Consider the following 18,660-nt stretch of genomic DNA (forward strand, 5'->3'; position numbering starts at 1 on the left):
TCACGGCGCGGTTTTGGGCACGGCGCCTGCCCGGACGTCGGCTTCACGCATCTGCACGGGCGAGGCCGGAAGGAGATCGAGCGCGATCGTCCGCCCCGCGCGGTCGACCTGGCCGAAGGTCAGCACGCCGGTGGGACAGGCATGAACGCACGCCGAGCAGCGCACGCACTCCGGATCCCGCATCGGCTCTCCCTTGTTCGCGAAATTCATCACGTCGATCCCCTGGTGGCAGACCGACGTGCAGACGTTGCAGGAGATGCACTTCTTCTTGTCGGGCACGATGGCGAACCGGCTGAAGCGCGCGTACACGTGCATCAGCGCTGCGAGCGGGCAGAAGAACCGGCACCAGACCCGTCCCGAGAACCAGAAGTAGAGACCGTATCCGATCACGCCGGCGAGGAACACGTCCACGATCCACTTGTACTGGGTCTTGAAGACCGGATCGAAGAGCCGGTCGGCCCAGTTCCCGTCCGGGAGGATCCACCCCGCGATCCGCACGCCGAGCAGCAGAAAGGCGACCGCCAGGACCCCCTGCCCCGCGAGGTTGAGGCGGTTCCACGCCGGGCCGTGCGGCATCTTGTGACGGTGGGTGTCGCCCAGCGTCTCGGCCAGAGCGCCGCAGGAGCAGATCCAGCCGCAGTAGACGCCCTTGCCGAAGAAGTAGATCCCCAGCGGGATCAGCACGAAGGTCTGCGCGGCGCTGATGCCGATCCACCACCAGAGCGGGTCGTGCGTGAACACGTTGTACACGTTGAGGGGCCAGGCGAGGATCAGCCCGTAGGCGCGCCAGTACTCGCGGCCGTGGCCGTAGGTCACCGACGGGAACAGCGCGTCGGCCAGGCCGCGCGGGAGCAGGTGGTTGTGCCCGAGGAGCGGAAGGACGATCTCGGGAAGCAGGAAGAGCGGCACGACCTGGATCGCGGCGAGCGTCGCGGTCTGCGCCGTGACGTAGGGGGTGCGGCGGCGCCGGATCCGCCGCCACCCGAAGAGGAGCACGACCGTGGTGTACGCCAGCGTGTACCAGAAGGAGGGGCCGGCCGCGCTGATGGCCAGGGTCCCGATCAGGGTGCGCGGATCGGCCGCATCCCGCGCGATCGCGCCGCCCGCCACGGCCAGGAGTGCCGGGAGGTTGAAGGGAAACCAGCTCCGCGCGGCGAAGAGGGCCGACATGCTGCCGCCCGACTTCCAGTTGTAGAGCCAGGCGCAGAAGAGAAGGAAGAGACCCATCGCGATCCAGGAGGCAGCACCGCGCTCCCCCGCGATCGGGATTCCGGAGCGGCGGAAGAACCCGAGCGGCGCGTCCCGGCCGATCATGGTGAAGACCGCGTCGTTCGGAATCCGCTCCACGCGGCCGCTCCCGTCCTCGAGCGTCGCGTCCTTGGCGCCGATCTCGCGGACGCGGGTCTTCGGCCGGATCGAGACGCCCGATCGGCGGAGGCGCTCGGCGTTCTCCGGCTTCGGCCGGACCAGCTCGGCGCCGCGGTGCGCCAGCGTCACGCGCGCTCCGGCCCCGTCGAGCAGGAGCGCCGTCTCGACCGCCGAGTCGCCGCCGCCCACGACCAGAACGTTCTGCCCCGCGAAGTCCTTCGGGTCGTGGAGCCGGTTCGTGACCTTGTCGCGCTCCTCGCCCGGGACGCCGAGCCTCCGGTAGTCGCCGCTCTTTCCGATCGCCACCAGCACCCGCCGGGCCCGGATCGGCTCTCCGTCCGCCCGCTGCACCGCGAGCATCCCGCCGCTCTCGCGGGCGACCCGCGTCGCGTGGCCTGGCAGGACTTCGATTCGGGCCGCGGCGGCCTGCGCGCGAAGCTCCTCGAGGAGCGGCTCCTTCACGTCGGCGGTGACCTGCAGCGGCCCCACGGGCTTCATCCCGGTGGGGTAAGTGAAGATCGGCTTCTTCTTCGGGAAATTGGCGACGGTGGCGAACGGCTCGGCGCTCTCGAGGACGGCGAAGGAGAGACCGGCGCGCCTCGCCTCCATCGCGGCGGCCATGCCGGAAACCCCGGCGCCGACGATGACGAGATCCAGCGCCGCGGCAGGGGGCGCCGCTTGCGCCGGGGGCAAGACGTCTTCCCCGGGCGGCGGGGTGCGCGGCGTTCCCCTGAGGTCGAGGGCGATTCGCTGGACCGCGCGCGCGCCCGTATCGAGGGCGTTCTTGAGGAGCGGGATTCCCGTCAGGTCGCCCGCGACGAGAACGCCGGGCACGCGCGTGGTCCCGTCGGAGCGAACCTCCGGGAGCTTCTCCACGGTGCCCGCGGGCCATCGTGTGTGCAGCCAGCGGGCGTAGCGGCGGATCGGGTTGGGCATGCGGGAACTATACTCGGGACCGGGCGGGGCGTGACCGGGCGTACCGGCCAAGGGCGGAGGTTCAGCCGAGGATCTGGCGGACGACCCGCGAGAGCTCGTCGGGCATGCAGGGCTTCTGGAGGAAGGAGACGCCGGCCTCGATGACGCCGCGCCGGACCAGCGCGTCGTCGGTGTAGCCGGAGACGTAGAGCACCTTGGTCGCGGGGCGGACCTCCGCCATGCGGCGCACCAGCTCGCCCCCCGCCATGCCGGGCATGATCACGTCGGTGACGAGCAGGTCGATCGCCTGGCCGAAGCGCGACGCCACCTCCAGCGCCTCGATGCCGTTCGCCGCTTCGAGCACCCGGTACCCGGAGGCCTCGAGCACGTCGCGGAAGAGGTCCCGGACCATCGTCTCGTCCTCCACCAGCAGGATCGTCTCGTGGCCGGGGGTGAGCGCGGGGACGGCGAGCGGGGCGGGCTCGTCCGACGCCGGAGCCTGAGCGCTCGGGAAATAGATCGTGAACGTCGCCCCCTCGCCCAGGGCGCTGGTGACGAACACCTCTCCCTCGCTCTGCTTCACGATGCCGTACACGGTCGAGAGCCCGAGGCCGGTGCCCTCTCCGACGGCCTTGGTCGTGAAGAAGGGCTCGAACGCCCGCTCCAGGGTCGAGGCGTCCATTCCCTGCCCGGTGTCGCTCACGACGAGGCTGACGTAGGAGCCCGTCCGGAGGGGTTCGGGGCGCCCCGCGTCTCCTTCCCCCGCCTGCGGGCCCATCCCCGGCGCGACGTCGCGCGTCCCGAGAACGAGCCGGCCGCCTCCCGGCATGGCGTCGCGCGCGTTCACGACGAGATTGATCACGACCTGCTCCACCTGGCCGGCATCGGCGCGGATCCAGGGACGCTCGGCGTCGAGCCGGGTCACGAGCTCGACGTCTTCGCCGATCAGGCGCTTCAGCATCGGCTCCATGCCGGCGACGACGGCGTTCAGGTCCACGGCCCGGAGCTGGAGGACCTGCTTTCGGCTGAATGCGAGGAGCTGCCGGGTGAGGGTGGCCGCACGGTTGGCGGCGTGCTCGACGGCGTCCACCTCGGCGCGCAGCTCCTCGGAGGCCCCGAGCTTGTCCCGGAGGAACTTCAGGTGGCCGAACATCGCGGTCAGGAGGTTGTTGAAGTCGTGCGCCACCCCTCCGGCCAGGCTCCCCACCGATTCGAGGCGCTGCGCGTGGCGCAGCTTCTCCTCGCTCTCCTGGAGCGCCCGCTCCGCGCGGCGCCGCTCGGTGATGTCGGTCGCGACGCCGATCACGCCCTGGATCGAGCCGTCGGGATCGCGCAGCGGCACGTAATAGACGTCGTAGGCGAGGGTGCCCAGCTCCACGGAATCGGTCACCGTCGCGCCGGCCAGCGCGTCCCGGATGGCGGCCCCGATGCCCGGCGTGTCCCGATAGATCTGGAATGCGGACCTCCCGACCACCTCCCCGGGTGCGAGCCCGAGCGCTTCCAGCCCCTTCCCCTCCGAGAGGGTGAAGAGGCCCTCGCGGTCGACCGCGAAGAGCACGATCGGGGCGCCGGAGATGACGGTCTGGAGGCGGTCCTTCGCGCGCCGCACGACTTCCAGGTTGGAGAGGTCCTGGATCTGGCCCAGGACCTCGAAGGCGCGACCGTCGGGGCCTTTGATCGGCAGCGCCGTCAGGTACAGCTCGCGGCCGTCGGGAGCGTGCACCTCGCGATGCACGGCGGCATTCGTCTCGAAGGCGCGGCGGACCGGGCACACGCCGCACGCGCCCGACTCCCCCACCAATCCCAGGCGCTCGCACAGCTCGGCGCAGGGCCGGCCGGTCCAACCCTCGTCCTCGCGGCCGAAGAGCTGCGCCATCGCCTTGTTGTGCCACGTGACCGCGTGGGAGGCGTCGGTGACGAAGGCGCAGGTGTCGCTCTGGTTGGCGACGGCGGCGAACTTCTGCCGTTCCCGGTCGAGGATGCGGAGCTGGGCATCGAGCGTCTTGAACCAGCGCTCGTACTGCTCGTGGCGCGCGCGGTGGTATTCGCCATCGCGCACCGACGCGACCTTCCAGACGAGCACGTCGAGGATCGATTCGGCGGCGCCGCCGGCCGCTTCGGACCCCGCCTCCCGCACCCAGACGAGCGTGACGCGCGCGTTTCCCGCGGGCGCCGGCACGGTGCGCCGCGCCACGAGGGCGCCCGTGGGGCCGTAGTGGCGAGGATCGGCATCGGGTCCCTCGAGCGCCGCCTGCTGGAATCGCACCCGGCGCTCGAGGTCGCCCGCGGCGCCGTCCTGGTGCCACGCCTCTGCCGCGATGCCATCGTCGGTAACCAGGAAGAGCGCCGAGGCCCCATGGGCCCCGGAAGCCAGCAGACCGGCCCCGCGGGCCAGCGCCCCCGCGAGGCCGGTCTCGCTCCAGACCTCCGCGAGCTGCCGCGCGATCCGGCTCTCCGGGCTCGACGAGTGCGCGGGCGAAGCCATCCGTCAGGCGGGCGCGCGCCGGGGCGAAGCCTTGGCGGCGTACGCCCTCGCGAGCCAGTCGGCGACGCGCTGGACCTGGGCCACGGTGGATTCGTCGAACGCGGCGACCCGATGGCTGTCGATGTCGATCTGCCCGTAGATCGTGTCGCCGTCCCGGATCAGAACGACCAGCTCGGAGCGGGTCTCGGTGCTGCAGGCGAGGTAGTTCGTGATCTCGCGCACGTCGGGGACGTTCATGTTGCGCCGCTCCGCGACCGCCGTGCCGCAGACGCCGTTACCCACGCCGATGAACACGTGATCGGTCGGAGCGCCGACGAACGGCCCGAGCCGCAGCATGTTGTCCTCGAACAGCTCGTAGACGCCGGTCCAGTGGAAGCGCGGGTCGGTCTCGTGGAGCCCGCGCACCGCCTCCTCCAGCAGGCCCTCGAGCGGAGCTCCATCCTTGGAGAGCTGGTCCAGGCGCGCGATCAGTTGGTCGACGGTCATGGTTCGGTCCTCGGATGCAGGGGAGTTTGCCGCCTCCGCCGAGGCGGAGCGCCGCGGAGATGGATCGGCAGGGAACGGGCCCATCTTGACGGGGTCGCCTCGGGTGGGGCCGGCCCCGCCGACGGGGATAGGTTACCCCCTTTTCAGGACGGCGAGCTGTCCCGCGTGGTAGAGAGCGTGATGCACGGCGCCGTGGGCCAGCCGGTAGAGGGTCGTCCTGCCGCCGGGCGCGGCCGTCTCCAGCCGCTCGTCGGGGATCGCCGCGATGGCCCGGTTCAGCTCGTCGTGGGTCTCGCGGAGCGCGGCGAGCGCCGTCTTCCAGGCGGCCGCGCCCGGATCGGCCACGCGAGGCCAATCCTCGGCGTCGGTGGGCTCGACGACTTCGCCGCGGAGCCGTCGCAGGACGATATCCTCCCAGGCGCGCATGTGGAGCACGATCTCCCAGGCGCTGTGGGCCCTGGCGACCGGCTTCCGCGCGGCGCGCGCCGCGTCTACGCCCTCCAGGATCTCGAACACGTGGGGACCATGCCACGAGTCGCCGTCGAAGGCCCGGCGATGCAGGTCGGCGATCCGTTCGGCTTCGCTCATCGTTCTTCCTCCGGCGGCGCCTTCAGGGCTGCGCCGCGCCGTGGGGCGTGTCAGACTGGCGGCCGTGCGGCCGCTCCTCATCACCTTCGATATCTTCGGCACGGTGCTCGACTGGCGGCGCGGCCTCGCCGACGCGCTCGAGGGTGAGGGCGTCGCGCTGGACGGCGCCGCGTTCGACCGGGTGATCGACGCGCAGGCCGGCCTGGAGTCGGGCCCCTTTCGATCCTACGCCGAGATCACGGCCGAGAGCTTGATCCGCGTGCTGGGCGTCGACCCGGAGCCCGCGCGCGCCATCGGCCGAAACGCCGGGGCGTGGCCGCTCTATCCCGATTCGCGGGACGCGCTCCGGCGCCTCCGGGCGATCGCGCCGTGCGTCGCGACCACGAACAGCGATCGGGAGCACGGCGAGCAGGTGCAGGCCGCGCTCGGGTTCCGGCTGGACGGGTGGATCTGCGCGGAGGATGTCGGGGTCTACAAGCCGGATGCGCGGATATGGCACGCCGCGTCGGCGCGGCTGGGCGTTGCGCCGGGCCCATCGTGGTGGCACGTGTCGGCGTACGCCGATTACGACCTCGCCACGGCGCGGGCGCTCGGCCTCACCGGCGTATTCGTGGCGCGGCCCCACGCGCGGCCGGGAGATCCCGACATCGCGGTGGCGAATCTGGCGGAGCTGGCCGAGCGGATCGAGCGTGCCGAAGCGGGCTAGCGCCCCTTCATCAGGCTCCGCAGCACGAACCCCACGTTGGCGGGACGCTCGGCCAGGCGCCGCATGAAGTAGGGGACCCATTCGGTGCCGTAGGTGACGTAGACCCGCATCCGGTACCCCTCGCGCACCAGCTCGTCTTGAAGGTTGCGCCGCACGCCGAGGAGCATCTGCACCTCCCACTCGTCGGGACGGCGGCCGTATTCCTGGGCCAGCGCTTTCGCCTCGGCGAGGAGCCTTTCGTCGTGCGTGCCGATGGCCGGGAAGAAGCCATCGGAGAAGAGCACGCGCATGAGCTGGCTGTAGGACTCGTCGACCTCGCGCTTTTCGACGAAGGCGACGTCGCTCGGCTCGAGGTAGGCCCCCTTCACGAGGCGGATCTTCGGGCGGAGCGGCTTCAGCCGTTCCAGGTCGGCCCGGGTCCGGCGCAGGCAGGACTGGACGGCAAGCCCCACGTTGTCGTGCTCGCGGCGGATGTACTCGAAGAGCGATACGGTCGCCTCAGTCGTGCCCGAGTGCTCCATGTCGATCTCCACGAAATTTCCCACCGCGGCGGCGTCCCGCACCAGCCGCAGCGTCAGCTCGCGGCAGAGATCGTAATCCAGCTCCAGCGCGATCTGCGTCGGCTTGACGGTGATGGTCGCGTCCAGCTTCCGCTGGGACAACTGCTGGAGGATTTCGTAGTAGGAGCGGTAGGAGTCGCGGGCCTCGTCCTGGTTTCGGACGTGCTCGCCCAGGTGATTCAGGATCACCTGGAGGCCGCAGCGGTTCAGGGAAGCCGCCGCGCCGAGCGCATCCTCCAGGGTCTCCCCCGCGATGAAGCGGCGGGCGAACCCCAGGCGCATCCCGGTCCCGCCGACCGTGCGCGTGAAGGCGCGCTGGGTGGCAAGCCAGGAAATGACGCTCCGGGTTACCGACATGGCGGTTGCGTGCGAAGGGTCAGGTTCAAGGCGGGCTGACTATACCGAAGCGCGTTTCCCGTTGGTAGACTCCTCCGGTCCGACCCGGATGCTCCTTTAGGCCCATGGGAGGTTCTCCATGAAACGAGTCGTCTTGCCGTTGGTCGCCCTCGCCCTCGCCGTCGCCTTCGCCGCGGGTCCGGCCGCGGCCCAGCACCAGCACGGAGCTTCGTCCTCTTCGGCTGCCGCGATACCGATGTTCAACGGACTGGGCGATGTCCATCATCCGATCGGAACCCGGTCGGCCAAGGCCCAGAAGCTGTTCGACCAGGGCCTTCGACTCTGCTACGCGTTCAATCACGATGAGGCGATCCGCTCGTTCCATGAAGCGGCGCGCCTCGACAGCGCGTGCGCGATGCCGTGGTGGGGGATCGCGCTGGCGCTCGGGCCTAACATCAACATGCCGATGGGCCCCGACGCCGAGACGCAGGCGCTGGAGGCCCTGGCCCGCGCCAAGGCGCTGGCCGCCGCGGCCCCCGAGGCCGACCGCGCCTACATCGAGGCGCTCGGTTTCCGCTACGGCACGCCCGCGGGGGAGAACCGTGCCCCGCGCGACAGCGCCTACGCCGACGCGATGCGCTCGCTGAAGAACCGCTACCCCAACGACCCCGACGCCTCGGTTCTCTGCGCCGAGGCGCTCATGGACCTCCGGCCGTGGGATCTCTACGACGTGAGCGGCGCGCCCAAGCCGGGCGCCGAGGAGATCGTTTCGATCCTCGAGGGCGTGATCGAGAAGAACCCGCGCCACACCGGAGCGCTCCACCTGTACCTGCACGCCATGGAGGCGTCGGCGCATCCGGAGCGCGCGGAGGCCGCGGCCGACCGGCTCGCCAAGCTCACCCCCGAAGCGGGGCACCTGATCCACATGCCGTCGCATATCTACCTGCGCGTGGGCCGCTACGACGACGCCGCGGAGCTCAACGCCCGCGCGATCCGCGTCGACCGCGACTACCTGAAACGCTACGACGTCCAGTCCATCTACCGGATGATGTACTACCCGCACAACATCCACATGCGATGGTCGGCGCTCTGCTCGGCGGGACGGAGCGCGGCCGCCGCGGCGGCCGCCAAGGAGCTGCTCGAGGCTGTGCCCTGGGAGATGGTGCAGCAGATGCAGCCGATGGAGTTCTTCCGCGCCGTGGAGTACTACACGCCGGCGCGCTTTGGAAAGTGGAACGAGATCCTCGCGCTTCCCGCTCCTCCGGCCGGCATGCAGGTCACCACGGGCATCTGGCACTACGCGCGGGGCCTGGCGCTGGCCGCGACCGGCCGCGGCACCGAAGCCGGCATCGAGAACGACAGCCTGGCCGCGATCGCGGCACGGCTTCCGGCCGACGCCGCGTTCGGACTGAACCCGGCGCGCCCGCTCCTCGACTTCGCGTCGGTGCTGCTGCAGGGCGAGATCGCGGCCCGGGCCGGATCGACGGATGACGCCGTGCGCCTGCTGACCCACGCAGCCGGGATGCAGGACTCGCTCCGCTACGACGAGCCGCCGCCCTGGTACGGCACGGCGCGCCAGGCGCTCGGCGCGGTGCTGCTCGGGGCGGGACGCACGCGGGAAGCGGCGGACGTCTATCGCGAGGACCTGAAGCGCTACCCCGAGAACGGCTGGTCGCTGTACGGTCTGGCCGAAGCGGTCAAGGCTTCCGGTGAGGCGAGCGGTCCGGAGATGCAGCGCTTCAAGAAAGCCTGGGAAAAGGCGGACGTCCAGATCAGCGAGTCGCGCTACTGAGGGCGACAGATCGTCAGGACGGTCCTGCCAGGGTGACAGAAGGGGATTGTGCCGCCGAGGCCGGGCGGCCGGAGACCGCTCGTAAGTGGCGCGCTCCCAAGGGACCGCTCGGGCCCGGCGAGGCCCCGACCCGCGGCATGCCGATTGCATTAGGTGAGCGTGGCGGCGCGCAGCGGCAGACGGTTCGCGGGAGAGCGCGGATCGGCTGAAGATGGCCGACGCGGGTACATCCTGCGATGCGCGTAGTCCAGGAGTCATACCGAACTTAGCAAGCGTCGATCTGAGCGGTTGATGCCTTGCCGGCCGCGTCTGGCGGGCTGGAAACGGCTCCACTTGGCGTCCACAAGATCGTGTATGTCCCGGATACGGCAGCCTGCCCCGCGCGCCGGAACTCATAGAGCGAGAGCCCGCGACGTGCAGTCGTCGCGGGCTCTCGCGTTCCCGGCGGGTCGCGCCGCCCGGCGGGGACCGGGACATGATAGATTCCCGGGCCCATGACCGACCTTCCGGCCCGAAGCTTCGCGCTTCCCGACCTGCGCGTGGTGCCCGTCGACTGCCTGGTCCCCCACGAGCGCCACGACGAGCATCGCATGGGGCCGCTCACCGCGCGCCTGCGGAGCGAGGCGGTGCTCCGCAACCCGCCGATCGTCACCCCGGCCTCGGCTTCGGGCGAGGAGCGCTACGTCGTGCTGGACGGGGCCAACCGGAGCGAGGCCGCGCGCGCGATCGGACTTCCGCACTTCGCGGTCCAGGTCGTGCCCTACGAAGAACCCGACGTGCGCCTGCTCACCTGGAATCACGCGCTCGCGGGGGCGGACGCGGGCTCCCTCTTCCAGCTCCTCTCGTCGGTGCCGGGGATCGCCTGCTCCCGCGAGTCGCAGGCGCACGCGCGCGCCCTGCTCGCGCGCCGCGAGATCATCGCCTACGCCGCTTCGACCGGCGGAGCGATCGCGCTCTCCGCTCCCGGCGACTTCACGGAGCAGAATCGCGCGCTGAACCGGGTCGTCGAGGCCTATCGCGAGAAGACCCGCGTCTACCGCGTGGGCTCCGATTCGGTCGAGGCCGCGCTCGAGCGGATTCCCGATGCCGAGGCGATCGTGGTCTTTCCGCGCTACGCCCCCGCCGAGGTGCTCGAGCTGGCCGCGACCGGCGAGCGCGTGCCGGCGGGGATCACGCGCCACCTCGTCCGGTGGCGCGCCCTGCGCGTGAACCTTCCGCTCGATCTGCTCGCCGACCGGGAGACGTCGCGCGAGGAAAAGCAGGCGTGGCTGCGGTCGTGGATGCGGGAGCGGGTGGAGCAGGGGCACGTCCGGTTCTACGAGGAGAGCACGGTCCTTTTCGACGAGTAGCGCGTCAGGGCGCGAGGACGATCTGCCCGGCTTTCATCACGAACGACGGCGTGAGCACCGCATGGATGTCGCGCGACGGATCGCCCGGCACCGCCACGAGGTCGCCGGCGTAGCCGGTCTCGATGCGCCCGATCTCGCGCTCCAGGCCGAGCAGCGCGGCATTCACCGACGTGGCCGCGCGGAGCGCCTCCAGCGGCGTGAAACCGGCCCGCACCATCCAGACCAGCTCCCGGCCGTTCTCCCCGTGCATCGTGTACACCGCATCCGACCCGGAGCCGATCCGCACCCCCGCCCGACGCGCGAGCGCCAGCGAGGCGAATTGCTCCTTCTGCAGCGCCGCGAGCCGCTCGGCGTATCCCGGCGCGTATCCGAGCGCCGCGCCGTGATCCGCGTACCACTGGAGATGGTAGAGCGTGGGAACGAGGTAGGTGCCGCGGCGCGCCATCTCGCGCGCCGTCTTCGCATCGAGCCGCGAGCCGTGCTCCAGGGAGCGGACTCCCGCCTCCACCGCGCGCCGCGCGCCCTCGAGCCCCATCGCGTGCGCCGCCACCCACCGTCCGCGCGGATGCGCCGCCTCCACCGCGGCACGGATCTCGTCGCTCGTGTAGAAAGGGGTGCCCGACGTGTCGTCGAAGGTGCCGCCGGTCTCATAGATCTTGATCCAGTCGCAGCCGTTCCCCAGGTATTCGCGCGCCTTCTTCGCGATCTCCGACGCGTTCGCGGCCGTGCCGTCGGGAGGCCAGTGGATGTCGGGACGGCCTCCCCCAGGCGGGTAGATGGGTCCCGCCACGATCAGCCGCGGCCCGTTCACCAGCCCGCGGCCGATCGCCTGCGCGAGCGCCAGGTCGATCCCGTCCGCGTCCCCCATCTCGCGCACGGTCGTGAAGCCGGCGCGCAGCGTGCGCTCGGCGTTCCGGCCCGCCTCGAACGCGACCACGATCGGCGAGCCGAGATAGTCGTTCAGGTAGTTCGGGGCGCGCGTGGTGTCGGACCAGAGATAGGTGAGGTGGGTGTGCACGTCGATCAGCCCGGGGAGGAGGGTCATGCCGCCGAGATCCAGACGCCGCGCGCCCGCCGGGGCCTCGAGCGCGGGCCCGATCCGCGCGATGAGCCCCTTCTCGACGAGGATGCGCGTCCGGCCCTCGTGCATGGCGTTCCCGTCGAACCAGCGGGCGCACTCGATCACGACCGGCGCCGGCTCGGCGGCTTCCTGGGCGCGCCCACGTAGGGCCGGGACCGCCAGGGCGGCGAGCAGGACGAGCGCCGCGCCGAGTGCGCGCCGTGCCGAGGACGTCGTCACGAGCGCCCCGTGCCCGCCCCGAGCGCCACGTCGAAGTAGCGGCCCAGGATCCCGCGACCGGCGCGCTCAACTTCGGCGCGGCGCGCTTCCTCCAGCGTCCCGGGAGGGAGCTTCGGGGCCCACGCCTCGGCGAGCGCGCGGTCCACCTCGAGGTGGAACTGGAAGGCGTAGACGCGCCGCCCCAGCCGAAACGCCTGGTTCTTGTACAGCGGGCTCCCGGCCAGGAGCACGCCGCGCTCGGGCACGTGGAACGTGTCCTCGTGCCAGTGGACGACCGGGAAGGAATCGCCCTCCGATCCGATCACGACGTCGCCCCGCCCTTCCGGCGTCAGCGTGACCTCGCCGATTCCGATCTCCGGCACGGGCCCGCGCTCCACCCGCGCGTCGAGGGCTACGGCGAGGAGCTGCGCGCCCAGGCAGACGCCGAGAATCGGAAGATCGCGCTCCGCCGCGTCGCGCAGGAGCCGCCGCTCATGGACCAGATGCGGATGATCGACCGTGTCGTGGACGCTCATCGGCCCGCCCATCACGATGACGCCCCCCAGGTCGTCGGCGGCGGGTACGGGCTCTCCGCGATCCAGCCGGACGACGCCGATCGAAATGCCGCGCGCGGCGGCCTCGTCGGCGATGGTCCCGGGCCCCTCCCAGGGAACGTGCTGCAGCACCGCCCAGGGAAGCGCCTGAGGCGCCGGCGTCATCGCCGTCCGATTCCGAGGAGGATCGTGGGGAGCATGCGGCGGCAGAATAGCATGGCGCGTCTCCCGTGGAATCGCGGAGGATCGGCGGCGCGCGCGGTCACGCCGCGCCCCCCCTGCCGTAGTACCGATGCGAGCCTCCGGACGGCGGCCCGCTCGCCCAGAACCCGAGGGAACTCCGATGAACCGCTCGATTCGTATCGCCATGATCGCGGTCGCCGCGGCCGCTCTCGCCAACGCCTCGCCGGGGGACGCCGCGCCGGCCGCGCACGCCCCGGCCCTCGCCACGTTTGCCGGAGGCTGCTTCTGGTGCATGGAGACCGCGTTCGAGGGAATGCCGGGCGTGCTCTCGGTGACGTCCGGATTCTCGGGCGGGCCGGAGAAGAATCCGACCTACAAGGACGTCTCGGCCGGTAGGACGCACCATATGGAATCGGTCCAGGTGGAGTACGACCCGCGGCGCATCTCCTACGCAAAGCTCCTCTCCATCTACTGGCACAACATCGATCCCACGCAGGGGGACGGGCAGTTCTGCGACCACGGGGCCCAGTACCGCTCGGCGGTCTTCTACCGGTCTCCCGAGGAGCACCGGCTGGCGCAGATCTCGGAGCGCGCCGCCGCGGCCGAGATCCGCGTGAAGAAGCCCTTCGTCACGCGGCTGGTTCCCTTCACCGCGTTCTGGCCGGCCGAGGAGTACCACCAGGACTACTACCGGAAGAATCCCGCCGACTATCACGCCTACCGCGCGGGGTGCGGCCGCGACCGCAGGCTGAAGGAGATCTGGGGCGTGGTGCCGCACACCGCGGGCTAGGCGGGCCCGGCGCCGCCCCGAAACGCCAGGGCGGCGCCGATGCCGGCGGCGCGGCCGGTCGACCAGGCCCAGGCGAAGTTGTAGCCGCCGATCGGCCCGAACGCGTCGAGCATCTCCCCGCACAGGAAAAGCCCCGGGCGCCGGCGGCTCTCCAGCGTGCGCGGCTCGACCTCGGCGAGCGACACGCCCCCTCCCGTCACCTCGGCTTTCGTGTAGCCCTCGTCCCCGGTCCAGAAGAGCGGAAAGCGCGTGAGCGCGAGCACGACGCGCCGGCGATCCTCGCGCCGGAGCTGCCCCAGGGCGACCGCGCCGTCGACGCCCGATTCTTCGAGGAGCGCCTCGGCGAGGCGCGCGGGAAGCCGGGCGCGAAGAGCGGCCAGCAGGGTGCCCTCTCCCTCGCGCAGCTCCCGCTCCCACGCGGTTTCGTCGAGCGAAGTCCACCGCGCCAGCACGGGCTGCGCGCGCCCCTCCAGGCGCGCGCGCACGCATAGGTGGGAGAGATTCAGCACCGCGGGACCGCTGTAGCCCTTGTGCGTGAAGAGAAAACCCCCCTCGGAGCGGAGGCGCTTTCCGGCGCCCAGCGGCGCTTCGAGCGCGACGGAAAGGGAGATCCCCGAGAGCGCGGCGAAGCGATGCGGCGTGGCGACGAGCGGCGTGAGCGCGGGATAGGTGTCGTGGATCGCGTGTCCCAGCCGGCCCGCGATCGCGAGACCGTCGCCGTCGCTCCCCGTCGCGGGCACCGACAGGCCGCCGGTCGCGAGCACGACGCTCGAGGCGCGGATCGCCTCGCCGCTTTCGACGGTGACGCGCCATCCCCCGTCAGGGCCGGGCGCCGCGCCCGTAACACGGGTGTCGAACCGGCGCTCCACGCCGCGGCGCTCCGCGAGCGCCACGAGCGCGTCCCGCACGTCGCGGGATCGGTTCGACACCGGGAACAGCTTGCCGGTCTCCGCCTCCAGCGCGAGCGGGATTCCCACGACCGCTTCGAAGAAGCGCCGCTGCTCGTCGAGCGGCCACGCGAGAAGCAGCTTCCGCATCGTATTCGGCGACGACGCCGTCACGAATCGCGAGGGGTCGATCGCCGAGGGGAGCACGTTGCAGCGTCCCCCGCCGCTCATCACGATCTTGCGGCCGCCGTCGCGCGTCCGCTCCACGAGCAGCACGTTGGCGCCCGACTCGGCGGCGAAGAGCGCGGCCATCAGCCCCGCGGCTCCTCCGCCCACGACCACGACGGGGTTTCTTCGCCCGTTCATCATTCCTCCACGATTTCCAAACGGCGGACCCGCCGGGGCACGGCCCATGCAGTACCCCCGAACGCTCCTCCGGGAACGAGAGGAGGGACGGCATGACGGGCGCGATGGGCAAGGTAAGTACCTACCGCCCCGAACGATGGCCAAAGGATCGGCCGGAGCCCGACCCGACGTGGGGGCCGGGGTGCCGCCGGGATTCGAGAGTTCGAAGCAGGTGATGGCCTCGATTTACACCGGCCGACGAGCCTTGGGAAGTATTTACACGAACCGGCCCGGATCCCGATACCCAACAGGGGAAACCCCCGTTCAGGCTGCTTCCATGTGGCGGCCTTAGAGGTTTTGCGTATGGAGCACTATCCGAAGTCTATGAAGGGAATCGCGCTCGCAGCGCTGGCCTCCGTGCTCCTGTACGGGTCGGCGCTCGCGGTGCCGAGTCCCTCGAATCCCAGCTTCCATCCGGGATCCGATGCGGCGCTCACGAGCGCGACCCCCGCGGCCGCGCATTCGGCCACGGGCGCCAGGATCCTGTTCCGCACGAGCGATCGCCTGCTCGCCCGCGGCACCTTCCGAAGCGGCGGCGGCTCCCTCGCGGGAAACGTCGCGAGCATCGGCACGGGCAGCTCCCGCTCCAAGGCCCATTACATGTTGTCGGGAATGGTACTCGCCGCCCTGACGCCCCTTGCGCTGCACCATTCCGGTGAGCCGGGGGACAAGTCGGTTTCGGTGCAGACTCAGACCCCCGCGAGCTCGTCGCTGGCCAGCCTGGGCGACGCGATCTCGACGGGCCACGGTCATGGTCATGGGCGCGGCGGTGGCAACGGCGGTGGCGGCGGCGATGACGAAGGAGACTGCAACAACAACGATAACGGCGGCGACAACGGCGACGACGATGGCGGCGTCGTTTGCGACACCGGCGATCACGGCGACAACGACGACAACGGCGACAACGGCGGTGACTGCGATAACGGCGGCGGCTGCGACAATGGCGGCAACTGCAGCGGCGGTGACCAAGGTGGCGGCGGTGGCAACGGCGGCGGTGGCGGCGGCACCAGCCTCCCCGAGCCGGGAACCGTTCCGCTCGTCGGCGCGGGGCTCATGATGGCCCTCGCGTTTCGTTCGCGCCGGGACCGGTAGCATGGCTTCCTGACCGGAGGCGCCCGCGGGGGTGCGTTCCCCCGCGGCGCGCCGCAAGGTCCCCCCAGTCGACCGAGGTACCACTTCCCTTCGCGCCCCCATGCGCTAGCCTGAGTGGGACACTCCCATCGTCCCACTTCCCGCGCGAGGAGCCATCGGTGGCGCCACACGTCCCGCTGCACGAGCCCCATAAGATCAAGACCGTCCGGCTGATCTCCTTCCCCACGCTCGAGGAGCGGAAGCGCCGCCTGGCCGAGGCCCGCTTCAACGTCTACCGGCTCCCGCCGGCCCACGTCACGTTCGACATGCTCTCCACGGGCACCAGCGCGCGGAGCCAGGAGCAGCTCGCCGGCGAGCTTCTGGGCGACGAGGCGTATGCGGGCGCGAGGAATTTCGAGGCCCTGACCGCGGCCGTGAACCAGGTGCTGGGGCACACCTACGTCTGCCCCGCCCACAACCTGCTTGGGTGCGTGAAGCTGGTCCTGGCGGCGTTGGTGCCGCGGGGCGGAACGGTGGCGAGCAACGCCCGCGGAAGGGCCGGGGTCTTCGCGGCCCGGCAGGTGCGGCTCGTGGACGTGCGGGACGCGCGCGAGCCGGTGTTCACCGGAAACGTCGATCTCCTGGCACTTCGCGCCGCGCTGGCCGAGGAGGAGATCTCCCTGATCGACCTCCAGGCCTTCGCCGACGGCATGCACCCCTTCAGCCTGGCCAATCTCGAGGCCGTTCGCGCCGCCGCCGACAAGCGCGGCGTGCGCCTCCTGCTGGACGCGTCGCGCGTGATCGAGAACGCCTGGTACATCCAGCGCCACGAGCCCGGCCAGGACCTGCGCCGGATCGCCGACATCGTGAAGCAGATCTCGAAGACGGCGCACATCGTGGCGATCGACGGCGCGCAGGATCCGATGAGCCCCATCGGCGGCATCCTCGCCACCGACAATCCCGCCGATCACGAGCGCTTCCAGAACGAGGTAGTCGTCTACGAGGGGCTTCACACCTACGGCGGCATGTCGGGGCGCGCGATGGAATCGATGGCGCGCGGACTGGTCGAGATGGGCGACGAAGCCGAGGCGCAGTGGGCGATGCGCGAGACCGAGCACTTCACGGAGCGCCTGCGCGCCGCGGGGGTGCCTCTGGAGCGCGGTTGCGACGGCGCCTATCTCGAGGCGGCGCGCTTCCTCCCCGCGCACCGGCAGTACGCGGCGCACGCCCTCGCGGCCGCGATCTATCTCTCCTCCGGCGTGCGGGCGGTGGTCCCCGGCCCTTCGACGGAAGGAGATTACCTGCCGGTTCAGTGCCCCCGGCTCGCCATGACCACGTGGCAGCTCGACCAGGTCGCCGACGCCATCGTGAACGTCTACCGCCAGCGCGACAAGGTGGCGCGCCTGGAGCTGATGACGGGCGGCGCGTGGAACGACGAGCTGGAGTTCCGTTCCGTCTTCTCCGAGCTCGATCCCTACGAATTCGACTGCTACCCGTTCGTGGTGCACACGATCGAGCGGATTCCCTCGACGACGCGCGAGCAGCGCGAGGGGGCGGTGCGCGAGGCGGGCTACAACACGTTCCTGCTCCGCTCCGCGGACGTCACGATCGACCTCCTCACCGACTCCGGAACGTCCGCGATGAGCATCGACCAGTGGGCCGCCTACGAGGCGGCGCGCGCGACGGCGGCGACCAGCGACGCCTACCTGCGCTTCGTGCAGACGATCCGCGAGACCTACGGCTATCAGCACGTCGTTCCCACGCACCAGGGCCGGGCGGCCGAGCACATCCTGAGCGAGATCCTGATCCGCCCCGGGCAGCTCGTCCCCGGCAACATGTACTTCACGACGACCAAGCTGCACCAGGAGCTGGCGGGGGGCGTGTTCGCCGACGTGATCGTGGACGAGGCGCACGATCCGTCCTCGCCCTTCCCCTGGAAGGGGAACATCGATCTCGAGAAGCTCCAGAGCCTGGTCGCGCGGCATGGCGCGGAGCAGATCGCCTACGTTTCGTTCGAGCAGAGCGTGAACATGGCCGGCGGCCAGCCGGTCAGCATGCGGAACATGCAGGAGGTCTACGCGCTCTGCAGCGAGATCGGGATCCCCGTGTTCTTCGACGCGACGCGCGCCGTGGAGAACGCCTACTTCATCCAGAAGCGCGACCCGCACTACCACGCCACGCACATCCGGGACATCCTGCGCGAGATGATGGTCTACGGCGACGGTCTCACGATCTCCGGGAAGAAGGACTTCCTGGTGAACATCGGCGGGGTGCTGGCGTTCAAGGACAACGCCGAGTGGAAGCGGAGGGCCGACGAGCTGCTCCGCGTGTACGAAGGCGGCGTGGCCGACGGGGGCCTCTGCCCGGGCGATCTGGCCGCCATGGAGCGGGGCGTGATCGAGATGCTCGACGACCGCTACATCCGCACGCGCGTGGAGCAGGCCGCGTTCCTAGGGCGGCTCCTCACCGAGGCGGGCGTCCCCATCGTCACCCCGGCGGGTAGCCACGCCATCTTCATCGACGCGCGGCGCTTCCTGCCCCACGTCGACCAGGATCAGTACCCGGCGCAGCGGCTGGCCGCGGAGATCTACGTCGAGACCGGCGTGCGCGTGATGGAGCGCGGCAACGTCTCGAAGGGGCGCGACCCCGACACCGGGAAGAATTACCGCCCGGCCCTGGAGCTGGTTCGCCTGACGATCCCGCGACGGGTTTACACCAACGATCACATGCGCGCGGTCGCGGAGGGGATCATCCGGGTCTGGAAGCGGCGCGAATCGATCGGGGGTCTGGCCTTCGTCTACGAGCCGCCCCACCTGCGGTTCTTCCGCGGGCGGTTCGCGCCGGCGGAGAGGGTCGCGGCGCCGAAGGAGGCCGCAGCGCCGGTCGGCTGACCGGCGAGGCTCGAG

14 protein-coding genes and 1 pseudogene are annotated in these 18,660 nt (G+C 70.9%); 7 read left to right on the forward strand and 8 right to left on the reverse strand.

The window, feature by feature from the left end:
- From VE326_06950 to VE326_06965, 4 genes are all read right to left on the reverse strand, one after another.
- Positions 1-2,304 (reverse strand): FAD-dependent oxidoreductase, encoded by a 2,304-nt coding sequence (locus tag VE326_06950; GenBank protein ID HYJ32944.1) that lies wholly within the window; start codon positions 2,302-2,304, stop codon positions 1-3.
- 61 nt (positions 2,305-2,365) lie between these two features.
- The gene (locus tag VE326_06955; protein ID HYJ32945.1) at positions 2,366-4,768 is read right to left on the reverse strand and encodes a PAS domain-containing protein; all 2,403 of its coding nucleotides are present in this window, start codon (positions 4,766-4,768) and stop codon (positions 2,366-2,368) included.
- Positions 4,769-4,771: 3 nt separating this feature from the next.
- On the reverse strand, positions 4,772-5,254 hold the full coding sequence (locus tag VE326_06960; protein HYJ32946.1) for a GAF domain-containing protein: 483 nt from the start codon (positions 5,252-5,254) through the stop codon (positions 4,772-4,774).
- 132 nt (positions 5,255-5,386) lie between these two features.
- Positions 5,387-5,842: a DinB family protein gene (locus tag VE326_06965; protein ID HYJ32947.1), complete on the reverse strand. Its 456-nt coding sequence runs from the start codon at positions 5,840-5,842 to the stop codon at positions 5,387-5,389.
- A 64-nt stretch (positions 5,843-5,906) separates the two neighbouring features.
- On the opposite strand from VE326_06965, the gene VE326_06970 reads away from it, so the two are divergent.
- Positions 5,907-6,548, forward strand: a complete 642-nt coding sequence (locus tag VE326_06970; GenBank protein ID HYJ32948.1) for an HAD family hydrolase — start codon at positions 5,907-5,909, stop codon at positions 6,546-6,548.
- On the opposite strand, the gene VE326_06975 is transcribed toward VE326_06970, so the two are convergent.
- Entirely contained in the window at positions 6,545-7,465 is a 921-nt protein-coding gene (locus VE326_06975; GenBank protein ID HYJ32949.1) for a proline dehydrogenase family protein, read from the reverse strand. The genes VE326_06970 and VE326_06975 overlap by 4 nt on opposite strands.
- A 118-nt stretch (positions 7,466-7,583) precedes the next feature.
- On the opposite strand from VE326_06975, the gene VE326_06980 reads away from it, so the two are divergent.
- Positions 7,584-9,236, forward strand: a complete 1,653-nt coding sequence (locus tag VE326_06980; GenBank protein ID HYJ32950.1) for a hypothetical protein — start codon at positions 7,584-7,586, stop codon at positions 9,234-9,236.
- Positions 9,237-9,730: 494 nt separating this feature from the next.
- On the forward strand, positions 9,731-10,585 hold the full coding sequence (locus VE326_06985; protein HYJ32951.1) for a hypothetical protein: 855 nt from the start codon (positions 9,731-9,733) through the stop codon (positions 10,583-10,585).
- A 4-nt stretch (positions 10,586-10,589) separates the two neighbouring features.
- On the opposite strand, the gene VE326_06990 is transcribed toward VE326_06985, so the two are convergent.
- Both VE326_06990 and VE326_06995 read right to left on the reverse strand, forming a co-directional pair.
- Positions 10,590-11,885, reverse strand: a complete 1,296-nt coding sequence (locus tag VE326_06990) for an amidohydrolase family protein (protein HYJ32952.1) — start codon at positions 11,883-11,885, stop codon at positions 10,590-10,592.
- Positions 11,882-12,583: a type 1 glutamine amidotransferase gene (locus tag VE326_06995; GenBank protein HYJ32953.1), complete on the reverse strand. Its 702-nt coding sequence runs from the start codon at positions 12,581-12,583 to the stop codon at positions 11,882-11,884. The genes VE326_06990 and VE326_06995 overlap by 4 nt, the downstream gene beginning before the upstream one ends.
- 178 nt (positions 12,584-12,761) lie before the next feature.
- On the opposite strand from VE326_06995, the gene msrA reads away from it, so the two are divergent.
- On the forward strand, positions 12,762-13,391 hold the full coding sequence (msrA, locus tag VE326_07000; protein HYJ32954.1) for a peptide-methionine (S)-S-oxide reductase MsrA: 630 nt from the start codon (positions 12,762-12,764) through the stop codon (positions 13,389-13,391).
- On the opposite strand, the gene VE326_07005 is transcribed toward msrA, so the two are convergent.
- Positions 13,388-14,644, reverse strand: coding sequence for an aminoacetone oxidase family FAD-binding enzyme (locus VE326_07005; protein ID HYJ32955.1), 1,257 nt, complete (start codon positions 14,642-14,644; stop codon positions 13,388-13,390). The two genes, msrA and VE326_07005, sit on opposite strands and share 4 nt — an antisense overlap.
- Positions 14,645-14,986: 342 nt before the next feature.
- Here VE326_07005 and VE326_07010 point away from each other — a divergent pair, with 342 nt between their 5' ends.
- The 3 genes and pseudogenes from VE326_07010 to VE326_07020 all read left to right on the forward strand — a co-directional run bounded on the left by VE326_07010 (position 14,987) and on the right by VE326_07020 (position 18,645).
- The gene (locus VE326_07010) at positions 14,987-15,775 is read left to right on the forward strand and encodes a PEP-CTERM sorting domain-containing protein (protein ID HYJ32956.1); all 789 of its coding nucleotides are present in this window, start codon (positions 14,987-14,989) and stop codon (positions 15,773-15,775) included.
- Between the two features lie 305 nt (positions 15,776-16,080).
- Positions 16,081-16,953: pseudogene (locus VE326_07015) on the forward strand (beta-eliminating lyase-related protein).
- A gap of 213 nt (positions 16,954-17,166) precedes the next feature.
- On the forward strand, positions 17,167-18,645 hold the full coding sequence (locus tag VE326_07020) for a tryptophanase (GenBank protein ID HYJ32957.1): 1,479 nt from the start codon (positions 17,167-17,169) through the stop codon (positions 18,643-18,645).
- The last annotated feature ends 15 nt before the right edge of the window (positions 18,646-18,660 follow it).

This window comes from Candidatus Binatia bacterium (assembly GCA_035631035.1).
Taxonomy (GTDB): domain Bacteria; phylum Eisenbacteria; class RBG-16-71-46; order SZUA-252; family SZUA-252; genus DASQJL01.

Coding starts and splice junctions, on each gene's coding strand:
- VE326_07020 (HYJ32957.1), top strand. CDS start 17,167: ATGACGGGCGGCGCGTGGAACGACGAGCTGGAGTTCCGTTCCGTCTTC.
- VE326_06985 (HYJ32951.1), top strand. CDS start 9,731: ATGACCGACCTTCCGGCCCGAAGCTTCGCGCTTCCCGACCTGCGCGTG.
- VE326_06995 (HYJ32953.1), bottom strand. CDS start 12,583: ATGACGCCGGCGCCTCAGGCGCTTCCCTGGGCGGTGCTGCAGCACGTT.
- VE326_06965 (HYJ32947.1), bottom strand. CDS start 5,842: ATGAGCGAAGCCGAACGGATCGCCGACCTGCATCGCCGGGCCTTCGAC.
- VE326_06955 (HYJ32945.1), bottom strand. CDS start 4,768: ATGGCTTCGCCCGCGCACTCGTCGAGCCCGGAGAGCCGGATCGCGCGG.
- VE326_06975 (HYJ32949.1), bottom strand. CDS start 7,465: ATGTCGGTAACCCGGAGCGTCATTTCCTGGCTTGCCACCCAGCGCGCC.
- VE326_06980 (HYJ32950.1), top strand. CDS start 7,584: ATGAAACGAGTCGTCTTGCCGTTGGTCGCCCTCGCCCTCGCCGTCGCC.
- msrA (HYJ32954.1), top strand. CDS start 12,762: ATGAACCGCTCGATTCGTATCGCCATGATCGCGGTCGCCGCGGCCGCT.
- VE326_06960 (HYJ32946.1), bottom strand. CDS start 5,254: ATGACCGTCGACCAACTGATCGCGCGCCTGGACCAGCTCTCCAAGGAT.
- VE326_07010 (HYJ32956.1), top strand. CDS start 14,987: ATGGAGCACTATCCGAAGTCTATGAAGGGAATCGCGCTCGCAGCGCTG.
- VE326_07005 (HYJ32955.1), bottom strand. CDS start 14,644: ATGAACGGGCGAAGAAACCCCGTCGTGGTCGTGGGCGGAGGAGCCGCG.
- VE326_06950 (HYJ32944.1), bottom strand. CDS start 2,304: ATGCCCAACCCGATCCGCCGCTACGCCCGCTGGCTGCACACACGATGG.